Here is a 20,148-nt window from a genome sequence, read left to right on the forward strand (position 1 = left end):
CCGCTTCTGAAACGTGACGCGGAGCGTGGGAACGATTAAAAACAGATATCTCGTGGACGTCGTTCTAGTTCCCTGCGCGACAGCAGCATCGAAGACGTGGCGGTGGCTCCCTCACCACAAGCTCATCGATCAGCCGGTGGTCAGTGGCTGAACTGCGAAGCCAGTTCCCGCAGCAGCACTTCCGCCTCAAGCACTTTGCTGACTACGTCGTTGACCTTGTCTCGAGACAGGCCTACGCGTTCGAGCAGTGCATCGGGGATTTCCTCGTCCGGACCGGAGCCGATACCCCGCGAGCGCAGCAGGCGCACGGCCAGGCATACCAGGTTCGGGTAGGCGGCGTATTCGCCGTCGTAGTACGGGTCGTGCTGGAAGCGCAGGGCGGTGGCCAGTTCGTCGGGCATGTCCCAGTAGCGCATCAGCCAGGCGCCGATCTGTTCGCGGCTGATGCCCAGCAGGTGCTGTTCCACGTAGCTGTGGCACAGGTGCGGGTTGACTTCCAGATGCCGGCAGATCAACGAGAAGTGCGGCGGGAAGACGTGGGCCAGCAACAGGTAGCCGAAGTTGTGCAGCAGGCCGGACAGGTAGGTCAGGCCACCTTCCGGGCGCTGGGCGCGGGGCATGGCGCGGGTCAGGCCTTCGATGACGGCGGCGGTGTAGATCGACTGATGCCAGTACGGCGTGGTGTGTTGCGGGTGGTCCTTGGGCAAGCTGAGGGTCTTGCCCAGGGCCAGGCCCAGCGCCAGGTTGATCACCAGGTCGAAGCCCAGGACGCGGACGATGGCGTCTTCCACTGAACGAATCTTGCCCGGCGAGGCATAGTAGGGCGATGCGGCCCAGCTCACCACTTGTGCGGCCAGGGCCGGGTCGGTTTCCACGACGCCGGTGATGTCGTCGATGGTGGCGTCAGGGTCGACCCGCAGCTTGATGATTTTTTGCGCGGTTTCAGCCAGCGGCGGGATTTCGATGGTTTCTTCCAGCCGTTGCTGGATGCGCCGCGCGGTAAACGCTTGCACAGCCTGGGTGATTTCCGCACGGTCGTCGTGCGGGCGGTCCAGGTTGGGGGTGATGTTGCTCACGGCTTCGCCGAATGTCGCGGCGCTGGCCTTGGTGAGCATGGTCTTGAACGCTTCGCTGGTGACTTCCAGCAGCAATCCCGGCTCGCCGGAGTTGATCAACAGCTTTGGTTCGCGCAGCAGGCTTTCTTCGTACAGGCACGGCGAACTGGTCAGCGCCGGCAGGCCAGGCAGCAGGCTCAGGCTGTGTTTGCCGAGCATGCGCTCCAGACGTTCGGTCGGCACCGCCGTGAGCTTGCGGCCGGTGAGTTCGGCCAGGCGGTTGAGGTCCAGCAACTGGCTTTGCGGAAACAGCACCATGAGCGCGCCAACGGCATCGTGCAGCAACACTGCCTGCACTTTGCGGGCTGGGTTCAGGCCGGGGCGTTCGAGCACTTCGTCAAAGCCGATGCCTAATTTCTCGAGCAGCAGCCGAATAACAGACGGAGCGTGCGGAGATTCGGGGACGAGGGCAGCTTCTGTCATGGTCTGTATCCGTTTTCCTACAAGTTGGTCAGTATAACCAGCTTGTCCAGTACGCGCGTCCGGAAAACTGAGCGCGTGCTCACACTTGGCCGTATTGCTGCCCATGACGCAGCCAGCGATCCAGCAGCGGGCTGACGTGGTCGGGCCAGCGTTCCAGTAGCGCCTGGGCGGCGTCGCGTACGGCGGGGAGCAGATCGGCGTCGCGCATCAGGTCGGCTACCTTGAATTGAAGCAGACCGGTCTGTCGCGTGCCGAGCATTTCGCCGGGGCCGCGCAGTTCGAGGTCTTTTTCGGCGATGACGAAGCCGTCGTTGGTTTCGCGCATGATGCCCAGGCGCTGCCGACCGATCTGCGACAGTGGCGGGTGATACAGCAGCACGCAATGGCTGGCGGCGCTGCCCCGACCGACACGGCCGCGCAACTGGTGCAACTGCGCCAGGCCCAGGCGTTCGGGGTTTTCGATGATCATCAGGCTGGCGTTGGGCACGTCCACACCGACCTCGATCACCGTGGTGGCGACCAGCAATTGCAGGGCGCCGGCCTTGAACTCGGCCATGACGGCGGCCTTCTCGGCGGGTTTCATGCGCCCGTGGATCAGCCCGACCTTCAGCTCGCCGAGGGCGGCGGTGAGGTCTTCATAGGTGGTTTCAGCGGCCTGGCAGGTCAGTTCTTCCGATTCTTCGATCAGCGTACATACCCAGTAGGCTTGGCGCCCTTCGGCGCAGGCGCTGCGCACGCGCTCGATCACTTCGACCCGCCGGGTATCGGTGACCAGCACGGTATTGACCGGTGTACGACCCGGCGGCAGTTCGTCGAGGATCGAGGTGTCGAGGTCGGCGTAGGCGCTCATGGCCAGGGTCCGCGGGATCGGCGTGGCGGTCATGATCAACTGATGCGGACACATCCGCCCGCCCACGCCTTTCTGCCGCAGGGCCAAGCGTTGCTGTACGCCGAAGCGGTGCTGTTCGTCGATGATCACCAGGGCCAGGTTCTTGAACTGCACTTCTTCCTGGAACAGCGCATGAGTACCGACCACCATCGGTGCGCCTTCGGCGATCTGTGCCAGGGCGGCTGCGCGGTTCTTGCCCTTGAGCTTGCCGGCCAGCCAGGCGACTTCGATGCCCAAGGGTTCGAGCCAGCGCTGGAAGGTGATGAAATGTTGTTCGGCGAGAATCTCGGTGGGCGCCATCAACGCCACCTGGTAACCCGCCTCCAGAGCCTGGAGCGCGGCGAGGGCGGCGACCACGGTCTTGCCGGCACCGACATCGCCCTGGATCAGCCGCAGCATGGGCTCGGGCTGGCTCAGGTCGTAGGCAATTTCGTTGCCAACCCGCTGCTGGGCACCCGTGGGGGTGAAACCGAGGTTGGCCAAGTAGCGGGCCGGTAGATCCCGGGCCTTGGGCATGGCCGGGGCGCGCAGGGAGCGCAGGCTTTCCCGTAGGCGCTGCTGCGACAGTTGGTGGGTCAGCAACTCTTCAAAGGCCAGGCGATGTTGGGCCCAGTGATGGCCGAGGGCGAGTTCGTCGACATCGGCATCGGCGGGCGGGTGGTGCAGGTAACGGATCGCATCGGCCAACGGCGCCAGTTGATAGTCCCGGGCCAGCTCCGTGGGCAGCCAGTCGGGCAGGCTGCTGGGGCCGAGCAGGGTCAGGGTTTGCTGGCAGAGCTGGCGCAGGCGTTGTTGGGTCAGGCCTTCGGTGAGTGGATAGACCGGGGTCAGGGTTTCGTCCACGGGTGGTGGCTCGTCGCCGGTGATGCTGCGATATTCCGGGTGATAGATCTCCAGCCCCGACGCGCCGGGCCGTGCTTCACCGTAGCAGCGCACGCGGGTGCCGCGCTTGAGGCCTTCCTTTTGCGCATTGCTGAAGTGATAGAAGCGCAGGCTGAGCCCGCCGGTACCGTCCTGCAGGCGCACCACCAGGCTGCGGCGCCGGCCCATGACCACGTCGGCGCCGCTGACGGTGCCTTCGATCACCGCGTCCTGCCCGGGGCGCAAATGGCCGATGGGTACTACGCGGGTGCGGTCCTGGTAACGCAGGGGCAGGTGGAACAGCACGTCCTGGAGATTTTCCAGGCCGACCTTGGCCAATTTCTCGGCCATGGCTTCACCGACACCCTTGAGTGCCGTGACCGGCACTTTCGACAGCTCAGTCATGGCTGGGGCTTACTTGCCAGCGGGTGGCTTGGCCACGGAACACAGGCGGATCGAGTCAGCGAGGATCTCGATGGCCTTGGGTCGTGGAAAACTGGCGCGCCAGGCGATGGCTACGGTGCGGAACGGCGCCGGTGGCGTCAGTGGGCGGACTTCGATCACGCCGGGGGCATAGTGGTGGCTGTCCACCGCCGACAGCGGCAGGATCGAAATGCCCAGGCCCGAGGCGACCATGTGACGGATGGTTTCCAGGGAGCTGGATTCCACCGTGGTGTGCTTGGCACCTTCGCCGCCCTTGGTCAGGGTCGGACAGGCCTCGAGCACCTGGTCGCGGAAGCAGTGACCTTCGCCGAGCAACAGCAGGCTCTTGTCGTTGAGCAGGGCGGCGTCGATGGTTTTTTTCTGGGTCCAGGGGTGCTGGGCCGGCATCAGGACGTAGAACGGCTCGTCATAGAGCGGCAAGGTCAGGACGTCGGCTTCGTTGAACGGCAGGGCGATGATGATCGCGTCCAGTTCGCCGTTGCGCAACTTGTCGCGCAGCACATGGGTGAAGTTTTCTTCGATGTACAACGGCATCTGCGGGGCGACCCGGTGCAGTTGCGGGATCAGGTGCGGGAACAGGTACGGGCCAACGGTGTAGATCGCGCCGACTTTCAGCGGGGCGGTCAGTTGGTTCTTGCCGGCCTGGGCCAGTTCACGGATGCCTTGGGCCTGTTCCAGAACTTTTTGTGCCTGGGCCACAATGCCTTCGCCGACCGGGGTCAGGCGCACGGCGCTTTTGCTGCGCTCGAAAATCAGCACACCGAGCTCGTCTTCAAGCTTTTTCACACCTACCGACAGCGTCGGCTGGCTGACATGGCAACGCTCGGCCGCATGGCCGAAATGCTGCTCTTGGGCGAGGGTGACGATGTAGCGTAATTCTGTGAGGGTCATAGCAAGCGTCCATGAAGTTGCGAGCCAAGCATACCGGCTGCAATCGATAGACGCACGTTATCAGACTGGGGGCGCGGTGTGACACTGTCGAATGCGTATTACCTGTGGGAGCAAGCTTTGCTCCCACAGGTAAACACCTTTGCCCTCGATTGCCAGCCCTATTGCAGGGGCTGGTAATCGAGATCAACGCCGGCGCTTGTCGATGGAGTACACAAACGGTGCCGTCAGTTCGATGGTGCCGTTGGTCAGCAGCTCCGCCGGCGGCTTGGGCAGCGGTTGGGCTTTGCGGATCATTTCCAGGGTGGCCCGGTCGAGCAAGTCGGTGCCGGAGCTGCCCACCAGTTCGAATGACAGCACGTTGCCTTCGGCGTCCACCACGAAACGCAGGCGGTTGGTGCCTTCCTTGTTCATCTGCTGCGCCCTGGGCGGGTACTTCTTGTACTTGCCCAGGTGCGCCAAAAGCGTGCCTTGCCAGTTGGCCTTGGCGGCCGATTGCGCGGGCGACGGGCCAGGAGCCGGTTGCGCGGACTTCTCGGCCAGTGACTGGGTCGGCGGGGTGTCGCTGGGCTTCTGCTCCGACGGCTGTTCCTTCGGCGGCTCGGGCTTTTTCTCCACCGGTTTGGGCTTGGGTGGTTGAGGCTTGGGCTTGGGCTTGACCGGCTTGGGCACGGAAATCTCCGGCTTCGGCGCTTCGGCCAGCTTGGGCAGCGGCAGCTCTTCGACCGGCTCGGGAGGTTGCGGCGGTGTGACGACTTTCGGCGGTGCCGGCGGCGGTGGGGCCGGCACTGGCGCCAACTCGACCATCATCGCCTGGGGAGGCAATTCAATGGGCGCGCGCGAGGTCCAGTTCAGCGCCAGGGCGATGGCGAGCGCGTGCACGCCCAGCACTACCACCAGGCTACCGCTGTAACGCGTCAGCTTTTGGCGCATCGTGATCATTTCTTAGGCGCCGTCTCGAGTCCGACCAGGCCGACCTTCAGGTAGCCGGCGCTGCGCAGCGTGTCCATCACGCTCATCAGGTCGCCGTAGTCCACGCCTTTATCGGCCTGGAAGAAGATCGTCGTGTCTTTCTTGCCTTGGGTCTTGGCGTCGAGGGTCGCACCGAGGGTTTCGGCCTTGACCTCGTCTTCGCCAAGGAACAGGCGCTGGTCGGCCTTGACGCTGAGGAACACCGGTTTTTCCGGCCGTGGCGAGGGCTTGGCCGTCGACGCCGGCAGGTCAACCTTGATGTCCACGGTGGCGAGCGGGGCGGCGACCATGAAGATGATCAGCAGCACCAGCATCACGTCGATGAACGGCGTGACGTTGATTTCGTGGTTCTCGGCCAGATCGTCGTCTGCGCCTTCTTTCAAATGCAGGCCCATGGCCGATTACCCCACTTTCACCATGTGCGGTTGCGAACCGCGCTCGGGCGGCAGGTGGTCGAGGTCGCGGCTGACCAGCAGCAGGACTTCGGCCGAGGCGTCGGAGACCTGGGCCTTGTAGCCGGCAATGGAGCGGGCAAAGACGTTGTAGATCACTACGGCCGGGATCGCCGCGACCAGGCCCAATGCCGTTGCCAGCAGGGCTTCGGCGATGCCGGGAGCGACGACGGCGAGGTTGGTGGTCTGGGTCTTGGCGATGCCGATGAAGCTGTTCATGATGCCCCACACGGTGCCGAATAGGCCGACGAACGGCGCGGTGGAACCGATGGTGGCGAGCACGCCGGTGCCGCTACTCATGTTGCGACCGCAGGCGGCTACCAGGCGTTCGAGGCGGAAGCTCACGCGCTCCTTGATGCCTTCTTTCTCGCGGCTGTTGGCCGACAGGCGCATCTCTTCGAGCGCGTCATGCACCAACAGGTTGGCGAGGGTACCTTCCTTCGCGGCGGTGGCGCTGGCTTCCTTGAGGGTGGTGGCTTTTTTCAGGGCGGCGATTTCACCGCGCAAGCGACGCTTGGCCCCCAGCAGCTCGAAGCCTTTGGCGATCCAGATGGTCCAAGTGATGATCGAGGCGATGGCCAGGCCGATCATCACGATTTTCACGATGATGTCGGCGTTCTTGTACATGCCCCATGGCGACAGGTCGTGGGCCATGCCCAGGGAGTTATCGGCCTTTTGCTGATCTTCTTCCATCCGTTTCGCCGCGTCGCCGAACTCAGCCAACGCCTTTTGGACTTCTGGAGGGAGTGTCGATGTGTCGACGCTACCGTCCGGGTTGCGCGGTACGTCCGGCGTGGCGCTTGCAGCGGGTTCGTTAGCGGCTGCGGGAGCGGCGGCTTGATCCGCGATCGCGGCGGCCGGTGCCAGCAGCAGGCTGAACAGCAGGGCGGCTACCGTGCTCCAGGCACGAGGTCGATTGGTTGGCGAAGCGGGAGATAGAGAGCGTTTCATGCTGGCCGGACCTGAGAGGAAAAGAAGGTTGATGTTCTTCCAGGCCTCGTGGGGCCGAGAACAAAAGTGGTGGGCATTATTGCAAGTAATTCTTGTTAACAAAAGTAATACAGTTACTTTTTTTGTCGCATGGCTAGCCGCTCGTCCCCTGCGGAGGCTAGTCTGCGGCTTTGCCAGAGGAGTTCTTGATGTCCGCGCCATCTGTTTTGATCGCCGGCTGCGGTGATATCGGCGGCCGCCTGGCCAGCCAGTTAGTGGCTGAACATTGGCAAGTCCATGGCCTGCGGCGTACGGTTTCGAGCCTGCCTGCCGGCGTCATCGGGGTGGCGGGGGATTTGTTCAGCGAGCAGTGCCCCGCCGACTGGCCCACCGGGTCGCTGGATTACCTGGTGTACAGCGCCGCGGCCACCGACCATGACGAAGCGGGCTATCGCGCGGCTTACGTCGAAGGTTTGCAGCATGTGTTGGGTTGGTTGAAGCAGCACGGCCAGCGCCCCAAGCGTCTGCTTTTTGTGTCCAGCAGCAGTGTTTATGGGCAGCAGCAGGGCGAATGGGTGGATGAAACCTCGCCAACCGTCGCCGGCGGTTATTCCGGTCGGCTGATGCTCGAGGCCGAGCAAGTGGCGCTGGACAGCGGCATCCCGGCCAGCCGCGTGCGCCTGACCGGTATCTACGGCCCGGGACGTGAATGGCTGTTGAGCCAGGTGCGCCAGGGCTATAGCGTGGTGGAAGATCCACCCCTGTACGCCAACCGGATCCACGCCGACGACGCGGCGGGCCTGCTGGCCTTCCTGCTGGAAGCCGATCGCCAGGGCAAAGCCCTGGAAGACTGCTATATCGGCGTCGACGACGCTCCCGCCGCGCTGGCCGACGTGGTGGGCTGGTTGCGTGAATACATGGGCGTTACCCAATGGGCCGAAAACGCCAGCGTTCGCCGCGCCGGCAGCAAGCGCTGCAGCAATGCCCGGGCGAAGGCCTTGGGCTGGACGCCGCGTTATCCGAGTTTTCGCGAGGGTTATGCGGCGATTCTGGAAGGGCGCTGCTGATTCTCCTGACACCCCAAAGCAAACTGTGGGAGCGGGCTTGCTCGCGAAGGGGCCCTGACATCCAACATCTTCGTTGACTGTCATGCCGCCTTCGCGAGCAAGCCCGCTCCCACATGGGAACCGCGTCGGGGCTCCTACTGCCTTTCCAGCAACCACTGCCGATTACCCGGCGTGAACGAAGGCATTTCATCGGCCAGCGCCGCGTTGACGGTCTGGAAAATCTCCAGCTTCTTGCCATCGCGGGCGAAGATCCAGGTGTTGCCCTGGCCGTTCTGTTGCAGCCAGATGTTGTCGTTGCCACCGCTCATGGAGGCGCAATCGCCGGCCAGGCACAAGGCGTAGCGATCGGCACCCGGCAGGCCGCTGACCCGGCCGTCGGGTTGGAATTGTACGCTGGTGCCTTGGCCGGGGCCGTTGACGATGTTCCAGGTGCCACCGAGGTAGGCGGCATACAGCGCGCGCTCGAAACTGGCGCCGATTGGCGCGCCTTCCGGCACTTGGATTGTCGCGCGGTCGAACACTTGCTGTGGCTCGTTCTCGGTGGCGGCCTGGCTCAACTGGTTGCCGTCACGCTTGAGTTCGCTGGCGGAGCTGCCGTAGAAATCGACTTTCCACGCGCCGTCTTCTTCGCCCAGCAATTTGCCTTCGACGTTTTCAAAACCGTTGGTGTAGCGCGCCTGACCGGCACGGGTGTTGACGTCCCATTCCAGGTTCGGGCCATAGCCCTGCAGCGCTTCGCGAAGCGGGCCGCCCTTGGCGGCAGCGTCGATGGCTGCCTGGTTGATCCAGGTGCCGCTGATGTCACGGTCGGCTGGGTCGCTGGCGCAGCCGCCCAGAAGCAGGGCTGCCAGCGAGAGAGCAAGCGCTTTGCGCATGGTGGAATCCTTTCAAGACGAAAACGGCGCAGCGGGAGACGCTGCGCCGGCCTTATTACTCGATGACCAGGATGGCATCCATCTCAACCTGCGCGCCCTTTGGCAGGGCTGCCACGCCGATAGCGGCACGGGCAGGGTAAGGTTGGTCGAAGTACTTGCCCATGATCTCGTTGACCTTGGCGAAGTGGCTCAGGTCGGTGAGGAAGATATTGAGCTTGACGATGTCCTTGAACGAACCGCCAGCAGCCTCGGCCACGGCCTTGAGGTTTTCGAATACCTGCACGGTCTGGGCTTCGAAGCCTTCCACCAACTCCATGGTTTTCGGGTCCAGTGGGATCTGGCCCGACATGTACACGGTATTGCCGGCCTTGATCGCCTGGGAATAAGTGCCGATGGCGGCTGGGGCCTTGTCGCTGGTGATAACGGTCTTGGTCATTTATGACTCCTTGTAAGCAATAGGCCTGTTCGCGGCGCTATGCGCGCATTCGGGTGATGCGGATGACGCCGGTCAGGGCACGCAGTTTCTTGATCACGCGGGCCAGGTGCACACGGTCGTGCACGCTGACCACCAATTGAACGACGCTGATGCGACCATCGCGTTCGTCCATGCTGATTTTTTCGATGTTGCCGTCGGCGGCGTTGACGCTGCTGGCCAGCAGGGCGATCAGGCCGCGCTGGTGTTCCAGCTCGACCCGCAGCTCGACATTGAATTCGCCGGTGACATCCTTGGCCCAGGAGAGCTGGATGCATTTTTCCGGGTTGTGGCGGATTTCGCTGATGTTGCGGCAGTTGTCCAGGTGCACCACCATCCCCTTGCCGGCGGACAGGTGGCCGACAATCGGGTCGCCCGGGATCGGCGTGCAACACTTGGCATAGCTGAGCACCAGGCCTTCGGTGCCGCGAATCGCCAGCGGGCCTTCAGGGCTTGGCAGCTGTTCGCCTTCGCCGAGCAGGCGGCGGGCGACGACATAGGCCATGCGATTGCCCAGGCCGATGTCTTCCAGCAGGTCTTCGATCAGTTCGAGGCGGTATTCATGGAGCATCGCTTGCACGCGCTCGGCCGGAATCTTGTCCAGCGCGCTGTCGAAACCGTTCAGCACTTTGTTCAGCAGGCGCTCGCCAAGGCTGATGGATTCGGAGCGGCGTTGCAGTTTCAAGGCATGACGGATGTGTGTGCGGGCTTTGCCGGTGACCACGAAATTGAGCCACGCCGGGTTCGGCCGGGCGCCGGGAGCGCTGACGATTTCCACCGTGGAGCCGCTTTGCAGCGGCTCGGACAGCGGCGCCAGGCGGCGGTTGATCCGGCACGCGATGCAGCTGTTGCCGACGTCGGTGTGCACCGCATAGGCAAAGTCCACGGCGGTTGAGCCTTTGGGCAGCTCCATGATCCGGCCCTTGGGCGTGAAGACATAGACCTCGTCCGGGAACAGGTCGATCTTCACGCTTTCGATGAACTCCAGGGAGTTGCCGGCCCGTTGCTGCATTTCCAGCACGCCCTTGACCCATTGCCGGGCACGAGCGTGGGTGCTCTTGGGCTGTTCGTCACCGCTGGATTTGTAGAGCCAGTGGGCGGCGATGCCGTTGTTGGCCATCTCTTCCATTTCGCGGGTGCGGATCTGGATTTCGATCGGTACGCCGTGCATGCCGAACAGCGTGGTGTGCAGCGACTGATAGCCGTTGGCCTTGGGGATCGCGATGTAGTCCTTGAAGCGCCCCGGCAACGGTTTGTACAAATTATGCACGGCACCCAGCACGCGGTAGCAGGTATCGACCTTGTCGACGATGATCCGGAACGCGTAGACGTCCATGATCTCGTTGAAGGCCCGACGCTTGCCGCGCATTTTCTTGTAGATGCCGTAGAGGTGTTTCTGCCGCCCGCTGACTTCGCCTTCGATGCCGTCGATGGCCAGGCAGTGGCTCAGGGACTCTTCGATCTTGTTGACGATTTCCTTGCGGTTGCCCCGGGCGCGCTTGACGGCCTGGTTGATCCGCGCCGAACGCATCGGGTGCATGGCCTTGAAACCGAGGTCTTCGAACTCGATGCGGATCGCATGCATGCCCAGGCGATTGGCGATGGGCGCGTAGATTTCCAGGGTTTCCTTGGCGATGCGCCGGCGTTTTTCGCCGGAGAGGACTTCCAGGGTGCGCATGTTGTGCAGGCGGTCGGCGAGCTTGACCAGGATCACGCGGATGTCGCGGGCCATGGCCATGGCCATTTTCTGGAAGTTCTCGGCCTGGGCCTCGGCCTTGGTCTCGAAGTTCATCTGGGTCAGTTTGCTGACCCCGTCGACCAGTTCGGCCACGGTTTCGCCAAACTGCGCTTGCAGCGCTTCCTTGGCAATCCCGGTGTCTTCGATCACGTCATGCAGCATCGCCGCCATCAGGCTCTGATGGTCCATGTGCATGTCGGCAAGAATATTCGCCACTGCAAGAGGATGCGTGACGTACGCCTCGCCGCTGCGGCGGCGCTGGCCGTCGTGGGCTTGTTCGGCGTAGAAGTAGGCTCGGCGGACCAGATTGACCTGGTCCGTGCCGAGGTAGGCCGATAAGCGATCGGCGAGGGCGTCTATGCTCGGCATGATGATGACTCCTGCCGTTTGCTGTGACCCCGCGCCGTGCTACGTCGACCAGGCATAGGCTTAGACCGCCTCGTTGGACTCGTCCTCGAACGCTGCGAACAGCGGTTCGTCTTCGACGATTTCAGCGTTGGCGATGAACTCGTAGCTCATCAGGCCTTCGGCGATTTCACGCAGCGCTACCACGGTAGGCTTGTCGTTTTCCCACTGGACCAACGGCTCTTTGCCACCGGTGGCCAGTTGACGGGCACGCTTGGTAGAGAGCATGACCAGCTCAAAGCGGTTTTCCACGTGTTCTAGGCAGTCTTCAACGGTTACGCGGGCCATGGTATTCCTCGGAGCGAATGCAATATGCGCGCTGCCCGGTTGGGCGAGCGGACTCGACAGTTTAAAAAAACACCAGCGTTTAGGGAAGCGCTGATTTTTTAACCAAACCCCTCGGCGCGCTGCGAGTACCAATGTAAAGCCGTCGCAGCGGTTTTGGGAAGGGCTGTTCAGCCCAGCAGTTCGGCCAATAGTTTGCCGAAACGTTGCTGTTGGCGTTTCTGCTGCAACTGGCTGGCGCGGAAAATCGCCTTCAGGTCGTCCAGTGCATGGGCGAAATCGTCGTTGATGATCAGGTAATCATAGTCGACGTAATGGCTCATTTCGCTGACCGCTTCACGCATCCGGCCTTCGATGATGTCATCGCTGTCCTGGCCACGGTTGGTCAGGCGCTGGCGCAAGGCCTGCTGGCTCGGTGGGAGGATGAAGATCGAACGGGCCTGGGGCATCAGCTTGCGCACCTGCTCGGCGCCTTGCCAGTCGATTTCCAGGATCAGGTCGTGGCCTTCATCGAGGGTCTGCTGCAGATAGCTTTGCGAAGTGCCATAGAGGTTGCCGAAGACTTCGGCGCGCTCCAGGAAGTCGCCGTGCTCGGCCATCCTCACGAATTCTTCGCGGTCGACGAAGTGATAATTCACCCCGTTCACTTCCCCCGGGCGCATGGCGCGGGTGGTGTGCGAGACCGAGACGCGGATCTGCGGCTCGGCATCGACCAGCGCCTTGACCAGGCTGGTCTTGCCGGCGCCCGAGGGCGCGGAAATGATGTAGAGAGTGCCGGTGCTGTGGGTCATGTCGTGAGCCTTACTCAATGTTCTGCACTTGTTCGCGCATTTGCTCGATCAACACCTTGAGGTTGACCGCAGCCTGGGTGCTGCGCGGGTCGAAGGCCTTGGAGCCCAATGTGTTGGCTTCGCGGTTGAGTTCCTGCATCAGGAAGTCCAGGCGGCGACCGGCCGCACCGCCGGACTTGAGCACCCGGCGAACTTCGATGATGTGGGTGCTCAGGCGATCCAGTTCTTCGGCCACGTCGCTCTTTTGCGCGAGCATGACCATTTCCTGTTCCAGGCGTTGCGGGTCCAGCTCGGCCTTCATGTCGGCGAAGCGATCGAGGACTTTCTGGCGCTGGGTGGCAAGCATCTGCGGGACCAGCTCGCGCAGGGTGCTGACATCTTCTTCTATGGACGTCAGGCGCTCGTTGATCAGCCGGGCCAGCTCCGCGCCTTCACGCTCGCGGCCGGCCTTGAGTTCCCTGAGCCCTTCATTGAACAACGCCATCGCCTCGGCGTTCAGCGCTTGCGGGTCGCTCGCATCACCCACCAGCACGCCGGGCCAGGCGAGGACTTCCAGCGGATTCAGGGCAGCAGGGTTCTTGATCAGGCTGGCAACGGTTTCGGCTGCTGCGACCAGTTGCGCGGCGCGCTCGCGGTCCACTTGCAGGGTTTTGCCAGTGCTTTCTTCGGTGAAACGCAGAGTGCATTCCAGCTTGCCCCGGGACAGGCCCTGGCGCAGGGCTTCGCGCACGCCGCCTTCCAGGTCGCGGAAGGATTCGGGCAGGCGCAGGTGCGGCTCCAGGTAACGGCTGTTGACCGAGCGCAGTTCCCAGCTCAGCGTGCCTTGGGCCCCGGCCTTTTCGACGCGGGCGAAGGCGGTCATGCTGTGCACCATGGAGGTTCCTCGCAATGCAGGCCGGCACGACGGTGGTCATGGGCCTGGGATCTGTAAATAAAAGCCCAAGGGCAGCAAAGGCGCAGGATTGTAGCGCAGTGAGCCCTTGGCCCCAAACCGGGCATGTGACAAAGCGCTGCAACCCGTCGGGCGGGCCTTTGAGCGGCTTCGCTCAGAACTGCGCTACGTTTAACTGCCCTATGACGGCTCACGGCTCTATAATGCCCGGCAGTTTTCAGTCCTCTGTACAGGTGTTCCCTATGAAACGTCCAAGTGGTCGCGCTGCCGATCAGCTTCGCTCGATCCGCATTACCCGCAACTACACCAAACACGCCGAGGGATCTGTACTGGTCGAATTCGGTGATACCAAGGTCATCTGCACCGTCAGCGTCGAAAACGGCGTGCCACGGTTCCTCAAGGGCCAGGGCCAAGGCTGGCTGACCGCCGAATACGGCATGCTGCCGCGCGCCACCGGTGAGCGGAACCAGCGCGAGGCCAGCCGTGGCAAGCAGGGCGGTCGTACCCTGGAGATCCAGCGCCTGATCGGCCGTTCGCTGCGCGCCGCACTGGACATGTCCAAGTTGGGCGACGTGACGCTGTATGTCGATTGCGATGTGATCCAGGCCGACGGCGGTACGCGTACTGCGTCCATCACCGGGGCCATGGTCGCCCTGGTCGATGCCTTGAAAGTGATCAAGAAGCGCGGCGGCCTCAAGGGTGGCGACCCGCTCAAGCAGATGATCGCCGCCGTGTCCGTGGGCATGTACCAGGGCGAGCCGGTGCTGGACCTGGATTATCTGGAAGATTCCGCCGCCGAGACCGACCTGAACGTGGTCATGACCAGTGCCGGCGGTTTCATCGAGGTTCAGGGCACCGCCGAGGGTGCACCGTTCCAGCCGGAAGAATTGAACGCTATGCTGGAGTTGGCGAAGAAAGGCATGAACGAGATCTTCGAACTGCAAAAAGCCGCGTTGGCTGACTGATCGATCCACGCTTCAGACAAGGAGAGTGTCATGAGTGATGAGCAAGTCCTGCTGCCCCAGCCGAGCAAAGAGGCGCGTCAATGGGCAATGTTTTGTCACCTGTCCGCCTTGTTGGGGATCTGGATTCCGTTCGGTACGCTGATCGGGCCGCTGGTGCTCTGGCAGCTCAAGCGCGAGTCTGACCCGTTCATCGACGCCCAGGGCAAGGAAGCGCTGAACTTCCAGATCACTGTGGCCATCGCTTCGGCGATCTGCCTGTTGCTGATGGTCGTGGTGATCGGCTTCTTCCTGTTCGGCCTGGTGGCCATCGGTGCGTTGGTGTTGACCATCATCGGCGGCGTGAAGGCCAATGAAGGGCAGCCGTATCGGTATCCGTTTACCTGGCGCTTGGTCAAATAACGATCAAAACTTCGTTTCAAGAAAAATGCCCCGTTTATCGGGGCATTTTCTTTTTGAAGTCATAATTGTTTCTCTTTATGTGTTGTATCCCTTTGTACAGAGAGTTATTGGGCATATTGATCGCCTTTAAATTTTTAGTCACAACTGCACAGGTTCAGTGCGTCCTCTATGCTTGGCAATAAGACGCTTCGATTGATAGAGTTGCGTCCAAGTTATATTCGTTCAGAAATATTTCGATATATTCAGACCATTGAAGGTCCTTGAATTCAAAGCCAATCAATGCTGAGGCAATCAACCTGTTCAAGCGGCGTGCCCAGGTAAAAAGTTCGCCACTGAATGTATATAAAAAGATAAACACTCATGTTTCAACTCGATTTCTATGGAACACTTGTCGCCGCCTCTTTAGTGCTGTTACTGGGGCGTGGGCTCGTTACGCGTGTTGGTTTTCTACGCGCCTACAATATCCCTGAGCCTGTGGCGGGTGGCCTGGTAGTTGCCTTGGTCCTGTTGGCTTTGCGGGGGCTTGAAGTTGAAGTTCGATTTGATACTTCGCTGCAAACACCGTTGATGTTGGCGTTTTTTGCCACCATTGGCCTGAGTGCGGACTTCGCCAGCCTGAAGAAAGGCGGGCGTGTCGTGGGCGTTTTCCTAATGGCAGTCACTGGCCTGCTGCTGGTTCAGAACGCCATGGGCATCGGGCTGGCAAAAGCGCTGGGGCTCGATCCGCTGATGGGGTTGCTGACAGGTTCGATCACCTTGGCGGGCGGTCACGGGACCGGCGCGGCGTGGGGGACGGTGTTCAGTGAGAAGTTCGGCCTGGCTTCCGCCTCCGAGTTGGCGATGGCTTCTGCGACATTTGGCTTGGTGTTGGGTGGCTTGATCGGTGGACCGGTCGCTCGCCTTCTCATCAAGCGTGTCCAGTCACCCGGCTGCCTCGAGACAGAAAAGCCCCGGGTACCCAAAGGCTTCGAGCAGCCGAACAAAGAGCGCTCGATCACACCATTTTCGTTCATCGAGACGCTCGCCCTGATCGCGGTCAGCCTGTTGGCCGGTACGCTCTTGAATGGTCAGCTCCACGATACGGCCTTCGAATTGCCGACGTTCGTTTGCGTCTTGTTCGTGGGAGTGGTTCTGCGTAACGGGCTTTCGGCACTGGGCCTGTATCAAGTATTCGAGCGAGAAGTGTCCGTGCTTGGCAATGTCAGCTTGTCACTGTTCCTGGCGATCGCCTTGATGTCACTCAAGTTGTGGGACCTGGCCTCACTGGCCTTGCCGATCTTCATTATCCTGGCGGCCCAGACGTTGGTCATGGCGCTGTTTGCGATTTTCGTGACGTTCAGGCTCATGGGCGGTCATTACGACGCCGCGGTATTGGCGGCAGGGCATTGCGGTTTTGGATTGGGTGCCACGCCGACGGCCATTGCCAACATGCAAGCGGTGACGCAGCGCTACGGACCTTCGCAGATAGCATTCCTGGTGGTGCCCATGGTGGGGGCGTTCTTCATCGATATCATTAACGTCATCGTCATCAAGTTGTACCTTGCCTTGCCGTTTTTTGCCGCGGCTTGATGATCGACGCGGTAGCGTGTTCCATAAAAAATGCCCGTTTCTTGCGAAACGGGCATTTTCTTTGGCCGGTCGACCTGCGGGAGGTCGCCGATAGGCTTAGATGGTCAGCGTCCAGTCGTAATCCACGATCAGCGGCGCATGCTGCGAGAACCGTGGCTGGCGCGGCAGGCGGGCGCTGCGTACGAAACGGCGCAGCCCAGGCGTCAGCAACTGGTAGTCGAAACGCCAACCGAGGTTGAGCATCTCGGCCTGCTCGTTGTCCGGCCACCAGCTGTACTGATCACCTTCACGGCTGACTTCACGCAGGGCATCGACATAGCCCATGTTGCCAATGATCTCGTCCATCCAGGCCCGTTCCGGCGCCAGGAAGCCAGGAGATTGTTGGCTGTCGCGCCAGTTCTTGATATCCAGCTTCTGTTGCGCCACGTACAGCGAGCCACAATAAATGTACTCGCGACGTTTGCGCCGCTGTTTATCCAGGTAACGGGCGAAATCGTCCATCAACTTGAATTTCTGATTCAAATCTTCATCGCCGTTCTGCCCCGAAGGGAGCAGTAAGGTCGCGATGCTGACCTTGTCGAAATCGGCTTGCAGGTAGCGCCCGTAGCGGTCCGCCGTCTCGAAACCAAGACCGTTGATGACAGCCTTCGGTTGCAGCCGCGAGTACAAAGCCACGCCACCCTGGGCGGGGACTTCGGCATCGCAGGCATAAAGGAAGTAACCATCCAGTTGGAAGGCTGCATCGTCAAGTTCAAAGGCGGAGGCGCGGGTGTCCTGCAGGCAGATGACGTCGGCATTCTGTGCTTGCAGCCAACTGAGCAAACCACGCTCGACTGCAGCCTGAATACCATTGACGTTCACACTGATGATCCGCATAAATGGCCCCAAAAATCACGTGCGTGTATGATACACGGCGTGTACCTATTTAGCTAAATCCGCGGTATTTGAGGCTTTTTTTCATGCAGGCGTATCAGCGCGATTTCATTCGTTTTGCCATCGATCGCGGCGTTTTGCGCTTCGGTGAGTTCACCCTCAAGTCCGGGCGTACCAGCCCGTACTTCTTCAATGCCGGCCTGTTCAACACCGGAACCGCCCTGGCGCAGTTGGGTCGTTTTTATGCGGCGGCCATCGTCGAGAGCGGCATCCCCTTCGACGTGCTGTTCGGCCCGGCCTACAAAGGTATCCCGCTGGCCGCCACCACCGCTGTCGCCCTGGCCGAACACCATGACCGCGACCTGCCCTGGTGCTTCAACCGCAAGGAGGCCAAGGCCCACGGCGAAGGCGGCAGCCTGGTAGGCGCGCCGTTGACCGGCGACGTGCTGATCATCGACGACGTGATCACCGCCGGCACCGCGATCCGTGAAGTGATGCAGATCATCGGTTCCCAGGAGGGCGCCAAGGCCGCCGGCGTGCTGATCGCCCTGAACCGTCAGGAGCGCGGCAACGGTGAACTGTCGGCGATCCAGGAAGTGGAGCGCGACTTCGGCATCCCGGTGATCAGCATTGTGTCGCTGACCCAGGTACTGGAGTTTTTGGCCGACGACCCGCAGCTCAAGCAGCATTTGCCAGCGGTTGAGGCTTATCGCGCCCAGTTCGGCGTTTGATCGGCTTGTGCTAAACCCTGTGGGAGCTCGCTTTCACTGAGTAATCGGCACATAAAAAAGACCCCGCTCAACCAGGTTGGGCGGGGTCTTTTTGCTTACAGTGGCTCTTCACTCCCTTAAGTGAAGGGCACGCAGTAAGGCATCCACTTGCCCGAAAGCATCCTGCTGCCATTGATCCGGAGTCCGATCCTCAAGGATCTGGCTATCTTCGACGAAACGCCTAACTGACGTCGGGCCATAACCGTTGGCAATATCAAATTTTTGGCAGATGTAAAGGAAGCCCTGCTCGCCACTTCCGGTTTCGAGTACGGGTCGGCACTCTTGCGCGAGCGCTGTTATGCCGCCCGGATAATTGCGAACACAATAATAAATGTCGTAGGCGTCTTTCTGTTTGTGTCGACCATTAAGGGCATAGCCTTTCATCGCGAGCAATGCCGGGATGGAGCACACGGCAACCTCGACTCGATTTGTACCCCCGGTAGGCATGGGGCCTTCAATTGCGACCATCTGATAAAACCGCATTGCCAGGTCGGCGCCATCGGCACGTTGAACCGCAAAGTCGCTCAGAATGGGCGGCTTATTTTGAATGATCGCGGCGTCGCGTGGCATCAAGAAGTCTACGATCACATCTATCGGGGCTCCGCCATCATCCACGGGAACCTGGCGAACGAGTTGGAAGCGTCTTAGTTCTCCTCTTTGCTCGTACCCATTACCCATCAAGGCTTCGACCAGAGTCGCGTACTCGCCATCGCCAAGTGCTTCTGCGTCAAGACTCAAGTCGACATCGAGCGTACCGACATGCTGCATATCGTCATTTGCAAGGAGCAGCCATGGCACCGCGCCGCCGATCACTGCAAACTTTCCTTTGAAACTACCCAGAATCTGGCCCATTTCGACGAGTACCGCTTTTACAGCAGTCGTCGTCCTGTCTTCATAATCCGAGGCTGATTGAGGCTCCCGCGGCACTAACGGGCCCATGTCAGTTTTTCCTGGCGTAGATATTCGGCTGCTTCCTTTGCGCGTTCTCCGGCAACGGCTAGATCCAAATAGGTTTGAACAGGGCTGGTGCATATTGCATTGGGCGCCGCTTCGACGATATCCAAAAGAAGCCCTTCGTCCTTGGGTAGTGTGATCACCACATTTTCACCTTTGGTGACGGGTGTCAGCTGCAGAGCTGAGATTAATTTTTCCAGTCCCTCACTGTCCGCATAAAAGTAATTCGTGCTCACTCGGGCATAGGGGGCGAGCCATTGTGCGGCGGAAAATGAAGAAAAAACCGTGCGCCCATTGCCCTGTTCGCCAATCACGCTCCGTGCCGCATTTTCCAGGGCGCTGCCGTGTAGGGGGGTATAGAACTTTTTACGCTCCCCGGATGGAGTCTCATAGACTTTGACCCATGCATCCAGAAGTGATTGAGGATCGGACAGGAAAAATCCATCGCGTGTTGCTCGTCCCCATTCTCGATCAAGTAGAGCCGTGCGCACATTACTGACTTGGCCCAAGCTCACGTTGGCCGCCTCGGAGAGCTCTACAACCCGCCATGCATGATCGGGGTCGCGCAACATCGTACGAAGAATCTGCGCTGATTTTGGCTTGAAGAGGGACTTAAGCCCCCTATGTTCCGAGGGCGGCTTTTCTGCGACTTGGTGATCGATGAATACGCCATCGAACGAAAACCAGGCGTTACCCTCCAGATCCAGATAACCGACCCCCTTTTCCCGGCATGCCTGTCTGGCAGCAAGCGAAAGATAGGGGGCTATCACGATAGGCGTGACCTCTGTGTCCCACTCACTCACGTAGTCGCGAAGCTGGAGTATGGCTGTGGTTACAAATCTGGGCTGCCCATTGGCTTTAATCTCGCAGGCCAGGGAGTGGGATTTTCCCGAGGCGTCGATTTCAACAATGAAGTCGGGGGCCCAGTTTTTGGCTGTCGGCGTGGTCTTGAAGCTTTTTATCTCGATGATCGGTACTTTGCTCAGGAGGTCTTGAAGAGCCTCTTTTGAGCTTGATTCGAGTGTTTTCATTGATAGTCACCTTTTCAACGAATGCTGAAAATAGCTTTTATGGTGAAAAACGTCTAGCGATTTCACTAAAAGCTGGTTTTCAGCATTC

The 20,148-nt window shown here is 60.8% G+C and carries 20 protein-coding genes; 5 read left to right on the forward strand and 15 right to left on the reverse strand.

Going from position 1 to position 20,148, the window contains the following annotated elements; genetic code table 11:
• Window positions 1-140: 140 nt before the first annotated feature.
• The 6 genes from AC30D9_RS08155 to exbB form a co-directional block, all read right to left on the reverse strand.
• Window positions 141-1,538, reverse strand: coding sequence for an aminoacyl-tRNA deacylase and HDOD domain-containing protein (locus AC30D9_RS08155; RefSeq protein WP_307572775.1), 1,398 nt, complete (start codon window positions 1,536-1,538; stop codon window positions 141-143).
• A 79-nt stretch (window positions 1,539-1,617) separates the two neighbouring features.
• Entirely contained in the window at window positions 1,618-3,693 is a 2,076-nt protein-coding gene (recG, locus tag AC30D9_RS08160; RefSeq protein ID WP_490143861.1) for an ATP-dependent DNA helicase RecG, read from the reverse strand.
• Between the two features lie 9 nt (window positions 3,694-3,702).
• The gene (locus AC30D9_RS08165; RefSeq protein WP_134926428.1) at window positions 3,703-4,623 is read right to left on the reverse strand and encodes a hydrogen peroxide-inducible genes activator; all 921 of its coding nucleotides are present in this window, start codon (window positions 4,621-4,623) and stop codon (window positions 3,703-3,705) included.
• Window positions 4,624-4,806: 183 nt separating this feature from the next.
• On the reverse strand, window positions 4,807-5,562 hold the full coding sequence (locus AC30D9_RS08170; RefSeq protein ID WP_134926426.1) for an energy transducer TonB: 756 nt from the start codon (window positions 5,560-5,562) through the stop codon (window positions 4,807-4,809).
• Window positions 5,559-5,987: a TonB system transport protein ExbD gene (exbD, locus tag AC30D9_RS08175; protein WP_134926424.1), complete on the reverse strand. Its 429-nt coding sequence runs from the start codon at window positions 5,985-5,987 to the stop codon at window positions 5,559-5,561. The genes AC30D9_RS08170 and exbD overlap by 4 nt, the downstream gene beginning before the upstream one ends.
• 6 nt (window positions 5,988-5,993) lie before the next feature.
• Window positions 5,994-6,995 carry a tonB-system energizer ExbB gene (exbB, locus tag AC30D9_RS08180; protein ID WP_307572772.1) on the reverse strand — a complete coding sequence of 334 codons (1,002 nt, stop codon included), beginning with the start codon at window positions 6,993-6,995 and terminating at the stop codon, window positions 5,994-5,996.
• A gap of 188 nt (window positions 6,996-7,183) precedes the next feature.
• On the opposite strand from exbB, the gene AC30D9_RS08185 reads away from it, so the two are divergent.
• Window positions 7,184-8,041, forward strand: a complete 858-nt coding sequence (locus AC30D9_RS08185; protein ID WP_307572770.1) for an SDR family oxidoreductase — start codon at window positions 7,184-7,186, stop codon at window positions 8,039-8,041.
• A gap of 134 nt (window positions 8,042-8,175) precedes the next feature.
• On the opposite strand, the gene AC30D9_RS08190 is transcribed toward AC30D9_RS08185, so the two are convergent.
• From AC30D9_RS08190 to AC30D9_RS08215, 6 genes are all read right to left on the reverse strand, one after another.
• The gene (locus AC30D9_RS08190) at window positions 8,176-8,916 is read right to left on the reverse strand and encodes a hypothetical protein (RefSeq protein WP_490143862.1); all 741 of its coding nucleotides are present in this window, start codon (window positions 8,914-8,916) and stop codon (window positions 8,176-8,178) included.
• A 55-nt stretch (window positions 8,917-8,971) separates the two neighbouring features.
• Complete coding sequence (locus tag AC30D9_RS08195; RefSeq protein ID WP_014340863.1) at window positions 8,972-9,352, reverse strand: RidA family protein; 381 nt, start codon at window positions 9,350-9,352, stop codon at window positions 8,972-8,974.
• A gap of 37 nt (window positions 9,353-9,389) precedes the next feature.
• Entirely contained in the window at window positions 9,390-11,495 is a 2,106-nt protein-coding gene (gene spoT, locus AC30D9_RS08200; protein WP_109752721.1) for a bifunctional GTP diphosphokinase/guanosine-3',5'-bis pyrophosphate 3'-pyrophosphohydrolase, read from the reverse strand.
• A 60-nt stretch (window positions 11,496-11,555) separates the two neighbouring features.
• Window positions 11,556-11,819, reverse strand: a complete 264-nt coding sequence (rpoZ, locus tag AC30D9_RS08205; protein WP_003177259.1) for a DNA-directed RNA polymerase subunit omega — start codon at window positions 11,817-11,819, stop codon at window positions 11,556-11,558.
• A gap of 167 nt (window positions 11,820-11,986) precedes the next feature.
• Window positions 11,987-12,607, reverse strand: a complete 621-nt coding sequence (gmk, locus tag AC30D9_RS08210; RefSeq protein WP_134926418.1) for a guanylate kinase — start codon at window positions 12,605-12,607, stop codon at window positions 11,987-11,989.
• Between the two features lie 10 nt (window positions 12,608-12,617).
• Window positions 12,618-13,481, reverse strand: coding sequence for a YicC/YloC family endoribonuclease (locus tag AC30D9_RS08215; protein WP_307572763.1), 864 nt, complete (start codon window positions 13,479-13,481; stop codon window positions 12,618-12,620).
• A gap of 260 nt (window positions 13,482-13,741) precedes the next feature.
• Between AC30D9_RS08215 and rph the strand changes: the two genes are divergently transcribed.
• The 3 genes from rph to gltS all read left to right on the forward strand — a co-directional run bounded on the left by rph (window position 13,742) and on the right by gltS (window position 16,432).
• A complete protein-coding gene (gene rph, locus AC30D9_RS08220) occupies window positions 13,742-14,464 on the forward strand; it encodes a ribonuclease PH (protein ID WP_003177262.1) in 723 nt (240 codons plus the stop codon).
• 30 nt (window positions 14,465-14,494) lie between these two features.
• Window positions 14,495-14,863: a DUF4870 domain-containing protein gene (locus AC30D9_RS08225; RefSeq protein WP_109752718.1), complete on the forward strand. Its 369-nt coding sequence runs from the start codon at window positions 14,495-14,497 to the stop codon at window positions 14,861-14,863.
• A gap of 360 nt (window positions 14,864-15,223) precedes the next feature.
• A complete protein-coding gene (gene gltS, locus AC30D9_RS08230) occupies window positions 15,224-16,432 on the forward strand; it encodes a sodium/glutamate symporter (RefSeq protein ID WP_490143863.1) in 1,209 nt (402 codons plus the stop codon).
• A 96-nt stretch (window positions 16,433-16,528) separates the two neighbouring features.
• On the opposite strand, the gene crc is transcribed toward gltS, so the two are convergent.
• Window positions 16,529-17,308, reverse strand: coding sequence for a catabolite repression control protein Crc (crc, locus tag AC30D9_RS08235; protein ID WP_013694557.1), 780 nt, complete (start codon window positions 17,306-17,308; stop codon window positions 16,529-16,531).
• Window positions 17,309-17,391: 83 nt separating this feature from the next.
• On the opposite strand from crc, the gene pyrE reads away from it, so the two are divergent.
• Window positions 17,392-18,036: an orotate phosphoribosyltransferase gene (gene pyrE, locus AC30D9_RS08240; RefSeq protein ID WP_307572759.1), complete on the forward strand. Its 645-nt coding sequence runs from the start codon at window positions 17,392-17,394 to the stop codon at window positions 18,034-18,036.
• Between the two features lie 108 nt (window positions 18,037-18,144).
• Here pyrE and AC30D9_RS08245 read toward each other — a convergent pair whose 3' ends face one another.
• Entirely contained in the window at window positions 18,145-19,014 is an 870-nt protein-coding gene (locus tag AC30D9_RS08245; RefSeq protein WP_490143864.1) for a hypothetical protein, read from the reverse strand.
• A complete protein-coding gene (locus tag AC30D9_RS08250) occupies window positions 19,002-20,060 on the reverse strand; it encodes a type IV toxin-antitoxin system AbiEi family antitoxin (RefSeq protein ID WP_307572754.1) in 1,059 nt (352 codons plus the stop codon). Before AC30D9_RS08250 ends, AC30D9_RS08245 begins: the two co-directional genes overlap by 13 nt.
• Window positions 20,061-20,148 lie beyond the last annotated feature (88 nt).

The sequence above is a fragment of the Pseudomonas sp. DF11 genome, assembly GCF_058148565.1.